Below are 13,636 nucleotides of genomic sequence, written 5' to 3'. Positions count from 1 at the left end.
CGCGGGCCGTGTCGCCCCACTCGTGGTGATTCAGGCGAGTGGAGCCGTGCTCACTTGGTGGGAACGGTGATGGCGCCGGAGACGATCTGCGCCTTGAACTCGTCGAGCTTGGTCTTGATGTCGTCGACCTTGCCGCCGGTCGCGGCGTAGTCGACACCGCCGGCCTTGAGGTCGTAGACCTTGACGCCGCTGAGCTCCGAGCCCTCGCTGCCGTTCTTGAGGTAGTCGAAGACGGCGACGTCGACCTTCTTGACCATGGAGGTCAGGATGACGTCGCGCACCTCGGGCGCAGCGGTGAGGGCCTGGTCGGAGTCGACACCGATGGCGAGGCCGTTGGCGGCCTTGGCGGCGGTGAAGACACCGGAGCCGGAGCCACCAGCAGCGTGGTAGACGACGTCGGCGCCACCCTGGAGGAGACCCTCGGCGGCGGTCTTGCCCTTCGCGGGGTCGTTGAAGCCCGAGAAGTCCGGCGGCTGCGAGAGGTACTGGCTCTGGACGGTCACGGCCGGGTTGGCGGCCTTGGCGCCCGCCTTGAAGCCGGCCTCGAACTTCTTGATGAGGTCGACACCGACGCCACCGACGAAGCCGACCTTGTTGGTCTTGGACTTCAGGGCAGCCGCGGCACCGACGAGGAAGGAGCCCTGCTCCTCGGCGAAGGTCAGCTGGGCGACGTTGGCGCCCGCGGAGTCGGGGGAGGAGTCGTCGATGATGGCGAAGGAGACATCGGGGTTCTCCTTGGCGACCGCGCCGATGGCCTTCGCGTAGGCGAAGCCGACACCGATGACGTGGGTCGCGCCGCCGTCGATGAACTGGCGCAGGCGCTCCTCGGTCGCGGCCTGGGCCTCGCCGTTGACCTGCGTGGCCTCCTTGAAGTCGACTCCGAGCTCGGACTTGGCCTTGTCGAGGCCGACCGCAGCGGAGGCGTTGAAGGACTGGTCGCCACGACCACCGACGCCGTAGGCGATGCCGACGACGATTTTCTTGGCTGCGGCGGTGCCGGTGCCACTGGCGGTGCTGTCGCCCGTGCTGGTGTCGCCGGAGTCACCGCCACATCCGGCGAGAACGAGGGCGAGCGCGACAGGTGCCGCGACGAGGAAAGGCTTGGCCTTCATAGGGGTTACTCCTTGGGGGTGTGCAGGATGCCCCCGAATGTTAGCCCCCGGAGCCACGACCTGAGACTCGGTTGAGATTCCGTTGCCGTGTCGTTACTGGCGGGTCCGAAACCGCAGGTCAGGGACGTGCGCCGTCGGCCGTCGGCAGCGTCTGCGAGGAGGCCGAGCGGGTCAGCGCAGCGATCTCTGCGGCATACGCAGGGAAGGCCGACGTGAGGTGCTCGCGCTCGCCGAGGGTGAAGTGATGGGGGCGGAAGGCAGGACTGCACCAGCAGGAGAGCAGGCTCCACGCGCCCATCGTCGCGGCGCCCTGCCAGACACCGGAGCGCACGAGCATCTGACGACGCTCCCGGCCGAGCAGCGTGAGCGTGCCGTGGTTGCGCTTCGGACCCTCCTTGAGCCGCAGCAGCGCGGTCGGCGCGCCCTCGAGCCACTGCCAGCCCTCGTCGACGCCGAGGCGGTGCATCGCCGAGAAGCCGTCCGGCGCCGAGGTGAGCAGGACGAGGATCGAGGACAGCCCCTGCGTTCGCGGTCCCTCGGCGAACCACGCTCCCTCGTCGGGGATGGGCTTCATCTTGTGCTCGGCGATGATCTGCTCGGGCGTACGCATGGATCAGGCTTCCTCGACCTCGTGTGCGGCGGCTGCGGCCTCGCGAGCTCGGGCGCGGCACCGGTCCAGCAGCTCGAGCGTGTCGACCATGGTGCTGCGTCGCTCGCGGACCACGATCCTGCCATCCACGAGGACGTCGGTGACATCACCCCTGCCCGCGGCATGCACGAGCAGCGCGGGGACGTCGTGAACCGGGGTGAGGTGGGGCTGGTCGAGGTCGAGAAGGACGACGTCCGCGCGCTTGCCGACCTCGAGGCTGCCGACGAGGTGCTCCATCCCGAGCGCGGTGGCGCCGTCGATCGTCGCTGCCCGCAGCACCTGGGTCGCGTCGATGTCGGGCCGTCCGCTGGTCAGCGACGCGAGGTGGGCGGCCTGCCGCATGGCCTGCCACATGTCGAGGTCGTTCGAGCTGGCGCAGCCGTCGGTCCCGATCCCGAGGCGTATGCCGTCCGCGCGCCACCGCTGCCAGTCCAGCGCGCCGGAGGCGAGCTTGAGGTTGGAGCCGGGGCAGTGGGCGACGGTGGCGCCGGCCGCCGCTGCGGTGGCCCGGTCCGAGTCGCCGAGGTGGACGCCGTGCCCGAACACCACGTGCTGACCCTCGGTGCCGCCCCGAGGCAACCAACCGGCCTGTGCCAGCAGCTCGGTCGGTGTCGCGCCGAGCCGGGCGGCGAGGTCGGCGTTCTCGGCGGCGTTCTCGGAGACGTGGGTGTGCAGGACGCCGGTCGGGGCCAGCTCGCGCAGGACCGAGGCCACCTCGGCCAGGTGCTCGACCGAGTTGGTGTAGGTCGCGTGCGGCATCGCCGCCACGGGTACCTCGGGACCGCCGACCGCACGCAGCTCCGCCGGCCAGGCGCGGAACCCGGCCATCCGCTCCTCCCACGACAGGCCGTCCGGACCCGGGCCGTCGAAGAAGGTCGGCCCCCCGACGTGGCGGGACCCGACGGAGGCGGCGCCGCGGTGCGCGGCCTCGTGGTGGAAGTACATGTCGAGCTGGGTCGTGCACCCGCCGAGCAGCGACTCGAGAGCCCCGAGGGCCGCGCCGAGCTCGACCGTCGCCGGGTCCATGACGGCGCCCTCAGCGGCCCAGACGCGCTGCAGGAACCCCTGGAGGTCGACCCCCTCGGCGATCCCGCGCAGCAGCGTCATCGGCAGGTGGGTGTGCAGGTTGACCAGCCCGGGAAGCGCCAGCCGTCGACGGCAGTCGACCACCTCGTCGCCGTCGCGCGCCTCGACCTCGCCGATCGCCGTGATCGAGCCGTCCTCGACGGCGATCGAGACGTCGTGCAGCACCGTGTCGTCCGCGTCGACGGTCACCAGGACTGCGAGGTCGCGCAGGACCAGCCGGCTCACAGGGAGACCTCGTCGGTGTCGTCGGCCCGGAAGACCGAGCGCGTGTGGACGAGCTCGTCGAGGACGGCGAGGACCTTGGGTGCGCTCGAGGCCAGCACGTCGTTGATCTCCTCCATCGTGATCGGCTCACCCGGCCGGACGCCGGCGGCAGGGTTGACGACGAGGCTGATCGCGGCATACCGGAGTCCTGCCTCGGCGGCGAGGGTCACCTCGGGGACGCCGGTCATGCCGGCGACCGTGCCACCGGCGAGAGCGGCGAGCCGGATCTCTGCGGGGGACTCGAAGCGCGGCCCGTCGAAGCAGACGTAGGTGCCGCCGTCGATGATCGGCTGCCCGATGGCGCTGGCGGCGTCGAGGACCTCGCGGCGGAGCACCGCGTCGTAGGCGTTGGTCATGTCGGTGTGCACGACGCCGCCGGCTCCGTCGCCGTCGTGGAACGTCGAGTCCCGGCGGCGGGTGAGGTCGAGGAAGTCGTCGATGCAGACGAGCTCGCCGGCTTCGAGGTCCGGGTCGATACCGCCGGTGACGTTGACGGCGATGACGTCGTGGGCGCCGAGGTTGACGAGCGCCCGGATGATCGCGCGGTAGTTGACCCGGTGCGGCGGGACGTCGTGCCCGGCTCCGTGCCGGGTGACGAAGGCGACCGGCTGTCCGTGCCACGTCCCTCGGGTCACCGACGCAGGCCCGTATGCCGTCTCGACGGCCTCGTGGTGCGCGTCGTCGAGCGCGTCGAGGTCGTAGAAGCCGGTGCCGGCGATGATTCCCAGGGGCTGGAGAGTCACGGTTGCCACGCTACCGGGGTGCGAGGATCGGCTCATGACGAGTCCTGCGCGACGGGTGGCGATCGCGGCGACGGGGCCCGCGTCGCTCGGCGCGGGCCAGGCGGTCGTCGCCGACGGGGGGAACGCCGTCGATGCCGCCGTCGCTGCGGCCATCGCCTCGATGAGCACCGAGCCCGGCATCGTCAGCCTCGCCGGCGGCGCGTTCGTCACGGTGTGGCCGGCGTCCGGTGCGCCCGTGGTCCTCGACGGCAACGTCGCGATGCCCGGACGTGGACTCTCTCGTGAGGCGTTCGGTGCCGGGGTGCGCGAGGTCGTCACCGACTACGGCGGCGGGGTGACGATGCACGCCGGCCACGGGTCGGTCGCCGTGCCCGGCGCGGTGTCGGCGTGCGAGGCCGCCGTGACGCGCTTCGGCTCGCGACCGTGGGCGTCGGTCGTCGCTCCCGCCGCTGCGGTGTGTCGCGACGGGTACCCGGTGGGCGGGGCCGCTGCTCGCTACCTCGGGTTCGTCGCCGACGGCTTGTTCGGGCACGACGCCGGGGCGCGGAGGGTGACCCGCAACCCTGACGGGTCGCCGTTCGTCGCAGGCCACCTCGCGCGCAACGTCGAGCTCGCGGCGGTGCTCGACGCAGTCGCGCGAGACGGGGCGGCGCTGCTCCTCACCGGCGAGATCGGGCAGGCGCTCGCGGCCGAGTTGGCCGCCCACGGTGGGCTGGTCACGGAGGCCGACCTCACGGCATACGAGGTGGTGGAGCGGGAGCCGGTCCGGCGCCGGATCGGCGACTGGGACGTCGCGGTCAACCCGCCGCCGTCGGTCGGCGGGCCGATGCTCGCGGTGATGCTCTCCGAGCTCGAGCGCACCCACCGCTTCTCCTGGGACGACGTGCTGCGGATCCAGCGCACGGTGCTCGCCTACCGGCTGGCCGTGCACGACGTGTCGCGTGACCTCGACGCCGACGGACACGCCCTGCTCGCGGCGGTCGAGCGGCACGGGCTGGCGGGACTGCCGACCTCGTCGTCGACCGCGCACATCTCCGCCGTCGACTCGGACGGGCTGGCCTGCGCCGTGACGATGTCGAGCGGCTACGGGTCCGGCGTGACGATCCCGGGGACGGGGATCCTGCTCAACAACGCCCTCGGCGAGCCCGAGCTCAACCGGCTGGGCCTGCACGTGCTCGAGCCGGGCACACGGCTCGCCTCCAACATGGCGCCCACCGTTGCCCGGTCCCTCGACGGTGGCGTGCTCGCCGTGGGCTCGCCCGGAGCCGACCGGATCACCACCGCGCTCATGCAGGTGCTCGCACAGCTCTGCCTCCACGGCGCCGACCTCGACACCGCCATCCAGGCGCCACGCGTGCACGTGCGCTTCGAGGAGTCCGGCGAGGCCGTCGTCGAGCACGAGGCGAGCCCGGAGATCTCCGAGGCGATCGCCGCAGCCGGGCTGCGCGGTCTCGACCACGGTGAGCTGTCGATGTACTTCGGTGGGGTGGGTGCGGCACACCTCCGCGGTGACGGTGACCTGCGCGCAGCGGGCGACCCGCGGCGCGAGGCGGCAGTCGGCGTCTCCTGAGTCGCAGGGCTCTGCGTCGGCTGACGCGTCGAGCCGGCGCGTCGAGCCGCCGCGTGGCGGTGCGCACGGGAGGTGCGCGTTCGCGCTGTGCACTGCTGCGCTGGGACGCAGCAGTGCACACCGTCGTGCGCGATGCGGCAGTCTCCGACACCACGCGGCCCCAGGATGTGGCGCCTCACCGCTCGGACGTTGACGTCTGCGGCCTCAGCGGGTCGCGCCGGTGACCATCCAGCCGTCGGTGCGGACCCGGGCCCACATGAGCAGGGCCCGGATCGCCATGAACCCGGTGAACGCCAGCCACAGCCACATCACCGCGTTGCCGGTGGCGCGCACGCTGCCGTCCTCGAGGAGCCAGTCGCCCATGAGGTGCACACCGAGGATGAGCGGCAGGTAGGCGAGCAGGTTCGCGAGCATCGCCCGGGCCAGCCACCGCCCGTCGCCTGCGCCGATGAGCACGCCGTCGATGACGAAGACGTAGCCGCTCAGCGGCTGTGACAACGCGACGATGACGAGGGCGGCGGCGATCGCCGCCTGCACCGCAGGGTCGCCGGTGAAGAGGTTCGGCAGAACTGTGCGCACCAGGAGCAGGACGACGCCGAGCCCGAAGCCGGAGATGATGCCCCACCGCACCATGAGCGTGGTGGCGGAGCGGGTCCGGATCACGTCGCCCTCGCCGAGGGTGCGCCCGGTGATGGCCTGGGCGGCGATGGCGATGGCGTCGAGGGCGAAGACGAGGAAGCTCCAGATCGTCGCCGACACCTGGTACGCCGCCAGCGGCACGTCACCGAGCCCGGCTGCCACCCAGGTCGTCACGAGCAGGACGGCGCGCAGCGCCAGAGTTCGCACGAGCAGAGGTATGCCGGTGCGTGCAGCCCCGAGGATCCGTCCCGGATGCGCCCGGACCGTGACGCGGTGACGCCGGGCCTCGCGCAGGAGGACGGCGACGAGGGCCGCGGCCATGCCGGACTGCGCGATGACGGTGCCGAGCGCCGACCCGGCGATGCCCCAGCCGAAGCCGTAGACGAAGAGGAGGTTGAGGACGATGTTGGACGTGAAGCCCAGCGCGCTCGCGGCCAGCGGGGTACGGGTGTCCTGGAGGCCGCGCAGGACACCGGTGGTCGCGAGCACGACGAGCATCGCCGGGATGCTGATCGCGGAGATGCGCAGGTAGGTCACGGCGTGGCCGAGCGCCTCGGGGGAGGCGCCGAAGACCCAGCAGATCGGACCGGCCAGCACAGCGACGACGACGGCGGTGAGCGTCCCGAGCCCGACCGCGAGCCAGGTGCCGTCGATGCCTGCGGCGATCGCGCCGCCACGGTTGCCGGCGCCGAGCTGTCGGGCGACGACCGCGGTGGTGCCGTACGCGAGGAAGACGAAGATGTTGGCGGCGGTGAGCAGCATCGCGCTCGCGACCCCGAGGCCGGCCAGCTGCGGTGTCCCGAGGTGGCCGACGATCGCCGAGTCGGTGAGCAGGAAGAGCGGTTCGGCGACGAGGGCGAGGAACGCGGGGAGCGCGAGCCGGAGGACCTCGCGGTGCTGGCTCGCGGTCTCCGCGCCGTCGTCCGGCCTCTCGTCGCGCACACCGCGACGCTAGTGCCCGGCGCTCAGGAGCGCTGCGCGGTCCGACCGACGGCCAGGTCGACGAGCGCACGGGCCGAGGTCTTCGCGATCTCGGGGACCTCCGGCGAGGCGTCGAGCGCGCCGCTGGCGAGCCCGCCGTCGAGGAGCAGGGTGAGGCCCCTCGCCAGCTCGTCGGGGTCGTCGGCGCCGGCGGCGGCCGCGAGCCCGCGCACCCAGTCGCGCACCGCCGTCTTGTGCGCGACCGTGCGGTCGTGGACCCGGCTCCCCGGCGTCGACTCGGCGGCGGCGTTGATGAAGCCGCAGCCGCGGTAGCCCTCCCGGCGGCACGCGTGTGCGAGGGCGTCGAAGAGGCCGACCATCTGGTCGGCGGGCGCCGGACCCGCGGCCTCGGCGGCCTCGTGCAGCTGGCGGGACCACACCTCGTCGACGACGTCGAGGTACGCGACGACCAGGTCGTCCTTGGCCGGGAAGTACTTGTAGAAGGTCGCCTTCGCCACCCCCGACTCGGCGATGATGAGGTCCACCCCGACGGCGCGGATGCCGCGCGCGTAGAAGAGACCGAACGCCGCGTCCAGGACGCGCTGGCGAGCGGTGCCCGACGCCGTCGCCGAAGCCGTGGCCGGAGCAGCGGCTGGAGCGGTGGCTGGTGCGGTGGACCGGGTGGCGACCGGCGCGGCAGGTGCGGTGCGCGGCATACGTCCTCCCTTGCAGTAGACAGACCTGTCTGTTAGGTTACCCGACCAGACAAGTAGACAGACCTGTCTGCCCCATGTGGCCGCTGAGCCACCCACCCCAGGAGCACCCATGAAGATCGCAGTCCTCGGCACCGGAGTGGTCGGCCGCACCATCGCCCCACGCCTCGTGGAGCTCGGCCACGACGTCGTCATCGGCACCCGCGACCCCGAGGCCACCCGCACCCGTGACGCCGAGTTCCTCGACGGACACACGGACATCCGCCTCGCCTCGTTCGCCGAGGCGGCCCAGACCGCCGAGCTCGTCGTCAACGCCACCAACGGTGGCGCGACCCTGGCCGTCCTCGAGCTGGCCGGCGACGCCCTCGACGGCAAGGTCCTCGTCGACGTGTCGAACCCTCTCGACTTCTCGGCCGGCATGCCCCCGACGCTGTTCGTCAAGGACGACGACTCCCTGGCCGAGCAGATCCAGCGCGCACACCCGCGCGCTCGGGTGGTCAAGTCGCTCAACACGCTCACCGCCGAGCTCATGGTGCGCCCCTCGAGCCTGGGCCGGGACAGCTCCGTCTTCGTCTCGGGCGACGACGCGCAGGCCAAGGAGGTCGTGGCCGGGCTCCTGCGCGAGTTCGGGCACGCCGACGTCATCGACCTCGGGGACATCACGACCGCGCGCGGTCCGGAGATGTGGCTGCCGCTGTGGCTGCGGCTCTGGGGTGCGCTCGGCACACCCGAGTTCAACCTCAGCATCGTCCGCTGAGCGGGCGCGCCGCCCCGCAGGGTCGCCACGCGTGCCGTGAGTCCGCTTCTCTGACGGTCACGGCGGCGGTGGCACGCCTCAGGGCGCGAGGACGACCCAGAGGGCGGCGGCGCCGAGGGCGACCGCGGCCGTCGTCACGACGAGCACCTCACCCGTCGCCGGGTCGAGCCCCGGGGAGGGGAAGTGGTGGGCGACGCGGCGCAGCCGGGTGCGGGTGTGGAAGAAGGTCCACGTCGCGGTGAGTGCGGCCAGGGTGACGACCACGGCGACGACCGGACCGTGCTGGGTGGCCCACCGCAGGAACAGCAGTGACGCCGCCAGGAACGAGATCGCCGTGCGCTGCCAGGCCAGGGCGGTGCGCTCCGGCTGGAGGCCGGCGTCGACGCGGGGCGTGGGGTGGTCGGTCACGGCTACCGCGTCAGGACGAGGACGAGCAGGGCGGCCGCGACGAGCACGCTCGCGAGGACGAGGAACGGCACGAGGGTGGGGAAGGGCAGCGGGCGTCCGTGGCGCATGGCCTGCTCGACCCGCAGCCAGCGGATGCCGGCGCCGACCGCGACGGCGACACCGAGCCCGGTGAGTGCGACGGCGACGACACCGCGGGCGGTCTCGTCCAGGTCGACGCCGAAGCCCTCGATGGCGACGGCTCCGGCGATGAGCGCGAGGCCGGTGCGGATCCATGCGAGGAACGTCCGCTCGTTGGCGAGGGTGAACCGGGGGTCGGGTTCGATGCCGTCCTGCAGGGCCTGGGGGCGCATGCTCACGACCCTAGCCACCTCGCGAGGCGAGGGGTGTCGGGAGGCGAGCGGGCGGCATACATTGAAGGGCATGTGCCGAAACATCCGTCAGCTGCACAACTTCGAGCCTCCCGCCACGGACTCAGAGGTGTATGCCGCCGCGCTCCAGTACGTGCGCAAGGTGAGCGGGTCGACCAAGCCGTCGCAGGCGAACCAGGAGGCGTTCGACGCCGCGGTGCGTGAGGTCGCCGACGCGACCCAGCACCTGCTCGACCACCTCGTGACGACGGCCCCTCCCAAGGACCGCGAGATCGAGGCGGCCAAGGCCCGGGCCCGCTCGGCCGAGAGGTACGGCCGCGCCGGCTGAGCGCCGCTCCCTCCGGTCAGCCGTCGGGGCGGACCGTGAGGACCTGCGCGAGCGTGCCGAGCGGCCCGGACTCGTCGTGCAGGACGCTGCTCGTCACGCCGATCCCGTTGTCCCCGAACGTCACTGTCGTGTCGAAGCCCAGCCAGCCGGGTCGCGGCGCGCGGACGAGGTGGGCGGTGAGGTCGAGGTTGGGGAAGGCCACCCTCGTCGGGTCCTCGCGCACCGTCATCCCGTTGGCGATGTCCATGAGGCCGACCGCCGCCGCCGTGGAGGAGACGTGCTCGCCGTCGACGAGCGGCTCGTCGGTACGGACCCAGAAGTGGGCGCGGCCCGGCGCGACCTGGTGGCGACGCAGGTGGGCCGCGCGGATGAAGCCGCCGGGCCAGACGGTCGTGGGGTCCCACTCCGGTGTGGCGTCGGGCGAGGGGAGGGGCCCGGTGTCCGTGCCGGCGACGGCTGCGGTGTCTCGCTGCCGGAGGAGCCAGGCGCGCAGCAGGACGGCCGGTCGGCCGCCGTGGCTCAGGGTCGCCTCCACGAGCTCGATCGTGCGGCCGGGTCGGCGGACGTGGACGGTGGTCTCGACCTCGTCGATGGGGAGCGTGCCGAGGATGTCGAAGGAGAGGCGGGCGAGGGGGAGTCGGTCGTCGCCGGTCTCGGGGCGTCGGGTGCCGCGGTCGGACTCGACGACGTGGGCGAGCAGGCCGAGGGCCGGGGCGATGTGCTGCTCGTCGAGCGCCCAGGCCCCGCCGGTGTGCTCTGTGGCGCGGAACGTCGTCGGTCCGGTGCGCTCGAAGTAGGCCATGGCACCGATCCTGACGCATCGACACGGGGCTCGGCGTCGGGCCAGGGCGTGTCGTTGGGGTGCGGGAGCGGGTGGGGAGTACTCCCGGGTAGGTGTGGATGGGCCACCTGCGCGGGTCGTGCTGACCCCCTCGGGTGTGACCTGGCTCATGTGGATGAGACACGCCCGAAACTTTCTTCTGCCCACACCGGGTGGATCGCAAACCTGCAGGTCACAGGCGCGTGAAGACGCTCGCCGGAGGTCTGTCCACAGGCCTTTCCACCGACTGTGCACAACCTTGGTCGGCGTTTTCCACCCCTTGTCCACACCTTGTCCCCACGACCCGTTTCGGCCTCGTCCCCGGAGGTCCTAGGTTGGGCCGGGCCAGTCGTTCCCGGGCGTGCGGCCGAGCCGACCACGGCGCGTGTCGGTGGGCGGTGATGCACTGGACCACACGGCATACAGATGTTCGAAGAGAAGGGGTGAGCGGGTGTCAATCGCGGAGCTCAGCAGCAGCTACACGGGCTCGAGCGACGGTCCCCCCGACGACCGGCTTCCTCCCCAGGACCTCGGTGCCGAGCAGTCGGTCCTCGGCTCGATGCTCCTCAACAAGGACGCGATCGCCGACTGCCTCGAGGTCACGAAGTCGACCGACTTCTACCGTCCCGCGCACGAGCTCATCTACGACGCGGTCCTCGACCTCTACGGTCGCGGCGAGCCGGCCGACGCGATCACCGTCGCCGACGAGCTCGGCAAGCGCGGCGACCTCACCCGTGTCGGCGGGCAGGCCTACCTGCACCAGCTCATCCAGTCGGTGCCGACCGCCGCCAACGCCGGCTACTACGCCGAGATCGTCCACGAGCGCGCGGTCCTGCGCCGGCTCGTCGAGGCGGGCACCCGGATCGTGCAGATGGGCTACGGCCAGGGTGAGGGCGACGTCGACGAGATCGTCAACCGGGCCCAGGCCGAGGTCTACTCGGTCGCCGAGAAGCGCGGCGGTGAGGACTACCACCAGCTCGGCGAGATCCTCAACGCGACGATGGAGGAGATCGAGGCCGCCGCCGGGCGCACCGACGAGATGACCGGTGTGCCGACCGGCTTCCTCGAGCTCGACCAGCTCACCAACGGCCTCCACCCCGGCCAGATGATCGTCGTCGCAGCTCGACCTGCCGTCGGGAAGTCGACCCTGGGAATCGACATCGCCCGGGCCGCGGCGATCAAGCACAACATGGCGACCGCGGTGTTCTCGCTCGAGATGAGCCGCACCGAGATCACGATGCGCATCCTCTCTGCCGAGGCGACGATCCAGCTTCAGGACCTCCGCAAGGGGCTCAAGGGTCAGGAACAGTGGAACAAGCTCGCGCGGATCATGGGCAAGATCTCCGACGCGCCGCTCTTCATTGACGACTCGCCCAACATGTCGCTCATGGAGATCCGCTCCAAGTGCCGCCGGCTCAAGCAGCAGCACAACCTGCGCATGGTCATCATCGACTACCTGCAGCTCATGAGCTCGGGCAAGAAGGTCGAGTCGCGTCAGCAGGAGGTCGCTGAGTTCTCGCGTGCTCTCAAGCTCCTCGCCAAGGAGCTCGAGGTTCCGGTCATCGCGATCTCGCAGCTGAACCGTGGTCCCGAGCAGCGCACCGACAAGCGCCCCCAGATGTCCGACCTTCGCGAGTCGGGCTGCCTCCCTGCCGAGACGCGCATTCTCCGAGCAGACACCGGAGCCGAGACGACGATCGGCGAGATCGCCCGATCCGGGGAGAAGGACCTCACGGTCTGGGCCCTCGATGACGGGTTGCGCTACACGAAGCGCACGATGACCCACGCCTTCTCGACAGGTACGGCGCCCGTCTTCACGCTGAGGTTGGCGTCCGGCAAGACCGTGCGCGCGACCGAGAACCACCCGTTCCTGACCTACGAGGGCTGGGCGCCGCTGGCGTCGTTGCGGACAGGCGATCGCGTCGCGGTCCCGCGTCACGTTCCGTCGCCGCTGCTCGTCAGCGACTGGGCTGACGGCGAGGTCATCATGCTGGCCCATCTCATCGGGGATGGCTCCTTCGTTAAGCGACAGCCCATCCGCTACGCCAGCATCGACGAAGCCAACCTCGAGGCCGTCACCAAGGCCGCGCTCGTGTTCGGCATCTCCGCCGTGCGCGACGAGTACGCCGTGGCTCGGTGCACCACCCTGCGCCTCCCGGCTCCGTATCGACTGGCGCGTGGTCGGAGGAACCCGATCGCCGAGTGGCTCGACGGACTGGGGCTCTTCGGTGCTCGGTCGCACGAGAAGTTCGTGCCCCGAGACGTCTTCACCCTTCCCAAAGAACAGATTGCGCTCTTCGTCCGCCACCTGTGGGCCACCGATGGTTCCGTGTCCGTCAACAAGAGTGGTCGTGGTGGGCGGATCTACTACGCATCCACGTCCCGCCGGCTCGTCGACGACGTGTCGCGCCTCCTGCTCCGCTTCGGCATCCAGACCCGGATCAAGGTGACCAAGAAGGCCGGCTATCGGGATGGCTACACGCTGGACATCTCCGGTGTGGACAGCCAGCGACGCTTCCTTCAGGAGGTCGGTGTCCACGGAGCACGTGGAGCGGCCGCAGACCGACTCCTCGAGATCGTCCGGGGACTCACTGGCAACACCAACGTGGACACGATTCCCCGGCAGGTGTGGGACGACGTTCGCGAGTCCATGACCGCCAAGGGGATGACCACGCGGGAGTTCCAGGCGGCGCTCGGAACGCAGTACTGCGGCTCGGCGCTGTACGCCCGCAACCCGTCCCGGCAACGACTGGCGAAGGTGGCGGAAGTCCTCGATGACGCCGCCCTCGAGCTCATGGCCGTCAACGACGTGTTTTGGGACTCGGTGGTGTCGATCGAGCCGGACGGTGTCGAAGAGGTCTTTGACGCGACGGTCCTCGACTGCCACAACTTCATCGCAAACGGCATCGCTGTGCACAACTCGATCGAGCAGGATGCCGACATGGTGATCCTGCTGCACCGTGACCGTTCGGACCCCGAGCGGGACGGGGAGGCCGACGTCATCGTGGCCAAGCACCGTAATGGCCCGACCGCCGACATCGTGCTCGCCTTCCAGGGCCACTACAGCCGGTTCAGCAACATGGCTCGAGACGGCGGGTTCTGACGGCGCCCATGTGTTGTGTAACGACACCGGAGTGTCACCAGTCCCGACACGCAGCGCCACCGGTGACGACACCTGAGTGTCACCAGTGGCGGCGTATCAGTGGCACCAGTGCCTGTGGAAATCGCAGTCGAGCGACGGTGGAGCCCTAACCGGGG

13 protein-coding genes are annotated in these 13,636 nt (G+C 71.1%); 4 read left to right on the top strand and 9 right to left on the bottom strand.

Annotated elements, in window-relative coordinates; all coding sequences use genetic code 11:
* Positions 1-50 precede the first annotated feature (50 nt).
* From LL946_RS06775 to LL946_RS06760, 4 genes are all read right to left on the bottom strand, one after another.
* Positions 51-1,112, bottom strand: a complete 1,062-nt coding sequence (locus tag LL946_RS06775) for a BMP family protein (protein ID WP_404386084.1) — start codon at positions 1,110-1,112, stop codon at positions 51-53.
* 118 nt (positions 1,113-1,230) lie between these two features.
* Positions 1,231-1,722, bottom strand: coding sequence for a cupin domain-containing protein (locus LL946_RS06770; protein ID WP_404386082.1), 492 nt, complete (start codon positions 1,720-1,722; stop codon positions 1,231-1,233).
* A 3-nt stretch (positions 1,723-1,725) separates the two neighbouring features.
* Complete coding sequence (locus LL946_RS06765; protein ID WP_404386080.1) at positions 1,726-3,072, bottom strand: amidohydrolase family protein; 1,347 nt, start codon at positions 3,070-3,072, stop codon at positions 1,726-1,728.
* On the bottom strand, positions 3,069-3,854 hold the full coding sequence (locus LL946_RS06760) for an S-methyl-5'-thioinosine phosphorylase (RefSeq protein ID WP_404386078.1): 786 nt from the start codon (positions 3,852-3,854) through the stop codon (positions 3,069-3,071). Before LL946_RS06760 ends, LL946_RS06765 begins: the two co-directional genes overlap by 4 nt.
* A gap of 34 nt (positions 3,855-3,888) precedes the next feature.
* Between LL946_RS06760 and LL946_RS06755 the strand changes: the two genes are divergently transcribed.
* Positions 3,889-5,424, top strand: a complete 1,536-nt coding sequence (locus LL946_RS06755; protein ID WP_404386076.1) for a gamma-glutamyltransferase — start codon at positions 3,889-3,891, stop codon at positions 5,422-5,424.
* Between the two features lie 204 nt (positions 5,425-5,628).
* Here the strand turns inward: LL946_RS06755 and LL946_RS06750 are convergent, their stop codons facing one another.
* Positions 5,629-7,005 (bottom strand): MATE family efflux transporter, encoded by a 1,377-nt coding sequence (locus LL946_RS06750; RefSeq protein ID WP_404386074.1) that lies wholly within the window; start codon positions 7,003-7,005, stop codon positions 5,629-5,631.
* A gap of 23 nt (positions 7,006-7,028) precedes the next feature.
* Entirely contained in the window at positions 7,029-7,700 is a 672-nt protein-coding gene (locus tag LL946_RS06745) for a TetR/AcrR family transcriptional regulator (RefSeq protein WP_404386072.1), read from the bottom strand.
* A gap of 109 nt (positions 7,701-7,809) precedes the next feature.
* Between LL946_RS06745 and LL946_RS06740 the strand changes: the two genes are divergently transcribed.
* Complete coding sequence (locus LL946_RS06740; RefSeq protein ID WP_404386070.1) at positions 7,810-8,454, top strand: NADPH-dependent F420 reductase; 645 nt, start codon at positions 7,810-7,812, stop codon at positions 8,452-8,454.
* Between the two features lie 78 nt (positions 8,455-8,532).
* On the opposite strand, the gene LL946_RS06735 is transcribed toward LL946_RS06740, so the two are convergent.
* Positions 8,533-8,862: a DUF202 domain-containing protein gene (locus tag LL946_RS06735; RefSeq protein WP_404386068.1), complete on the bottom strand. Its 330-nt coding sequence runs from the start codon at positions 8,860-8,862 to the stop codon at positions 8,533-8,535.
* 2 nt (positions 8,863-8,864) lie between these two features.
* Positions 8,865-9,212 carry a YidH family protein gene (locus LL946_RS06730; protein ID WP_404386066.1) on the bottom strand — a complete coding sequence of 116 codons (348 nt, stop codon included), beginning with the start codon at positions 9,210-9,212 and terminating at the stop codon, positions 8,865-8,867.
* 70 nt (positions 9,213-9,282) lie between these two features.
* On the opposite strand from LL946_RS06730, the gene LL946_RS06725 reads away from it, so the two are divergent.
* Positions 9,283-9,558, top strand: coding sequence for a DUF2277 domain-containing protein (locus tag LL946_RS06725; protein WP_404386064.1), 276 nt, complete (start codon positions 9,283-9,285; stop codon positions 9,556-9,558).
* A 16-nt stretch (positions 9,559-9,574) separates the two neighbouring features.
* On the opposite strand, the gene LL946_RS06720 is transcribed toward LL946_RS06725, so the two are convergent.
* Positions 9,575-10,360: a thioesterase family protein gene (locus LL946_RS06720; RefSeq protein ID WP_404386062.1), complete on the bottom strand. Its 786-nt coding sequence runs from the start codon at positions 10,358-10,360 to the stop codon at positions 9,575-9,577.
* A gap of 469 nt (positions 10,361-10,829) precedes the next feature.
* On the opposite strand from LL946_RS06720, the gene LL946_RS06715 reads away from it, so the two are divergent.
* Positions 10,830-13,481 (top strand): replicative DNA helicase, encoded by a 2,652-nt coding sequence (locus tag LL946_RS06715; RefSeq protein ID WP_404386060.1) that lies wholly within the window; start codon positions 10,830-10,832, stop codon positions 13,479-13,481.
* Positions 13,482-13,636: the final 155 nt, after the last annotated feature.

It is taken from the genome of Knoellia locipacati (assembly GCF_044791685.1).
Classification (GTDB): domain Bacteria; phylum Actinomycetota; class Actinomycetes; order Actinomycetales; family Dermatophilaceae; genus Knoellia; species Knoellia locipacati_A.
The sequence above is the reverse complement of the archived record's forward strand: the minus strand, read 5'-3'. Positions and strand labels throughout refer to the sequence as shown.

Bases quoted from the DNA above. Each gene is read 5' to 3' on its own strand.
- LL946_RS06775 (WP_404386084.1), bottom strand. From the start codon at position 1,112: ATGAAGGCCAAGCCTTTCCTCGTCGCGGCACCTGTCGCGCTCGCCCTC.
- LL946_RS06770 (WP_404386082.1), bottom strand. From the start codon at position 1,722: ATGCGTACGCCCGAGCAGATCATCGCCGAGCACAAGATGAAGCCCATC.
- LL946_RS06755 (WP_404386076.1), top strand. From the start codon at position 3,889: ATGACGAGTCCTGCGCGACGGGTGGCGATCGCGGCGACGGGGCCCGCG.
- LL946_RS06745 (WP_404386072.1), bottom strand. From the start codon at position 7,700: ATGCCGCGCACCGCACCTGCCGCGCCGGTCGCCACCCGGTCCACCGCA.
- LL946_RS06740 (WP_404386070.1), top strand. From the start codon at position 7,810: ATGAAGATCGCAGTCCTCGGCACCGGAGTGGTCGGCCGCACCATCGCC.
- LL946_RS06730 (WP_404386066.1), bottom strand. From the start codon at position 9,212: ATGCGCCCCCAGGCCCTGCAGGACGGCATCGAACCCGACCCCCGGTTC.
- LL946_RS06725 (WP_404386064.1), top strand. From the start codon at position 9,283: ATGTGCCGAAACATCCGTCAGCTGCACAACTTCGAGCCTCCCGCCACG.
- LL946_RS06720 (WP_404386062.1), bottom strand. From the start codon at position 10,360: ATGGCCTACTTCGAGCGCACCGGACCGACGACGTTCCGCGCCACAGAG.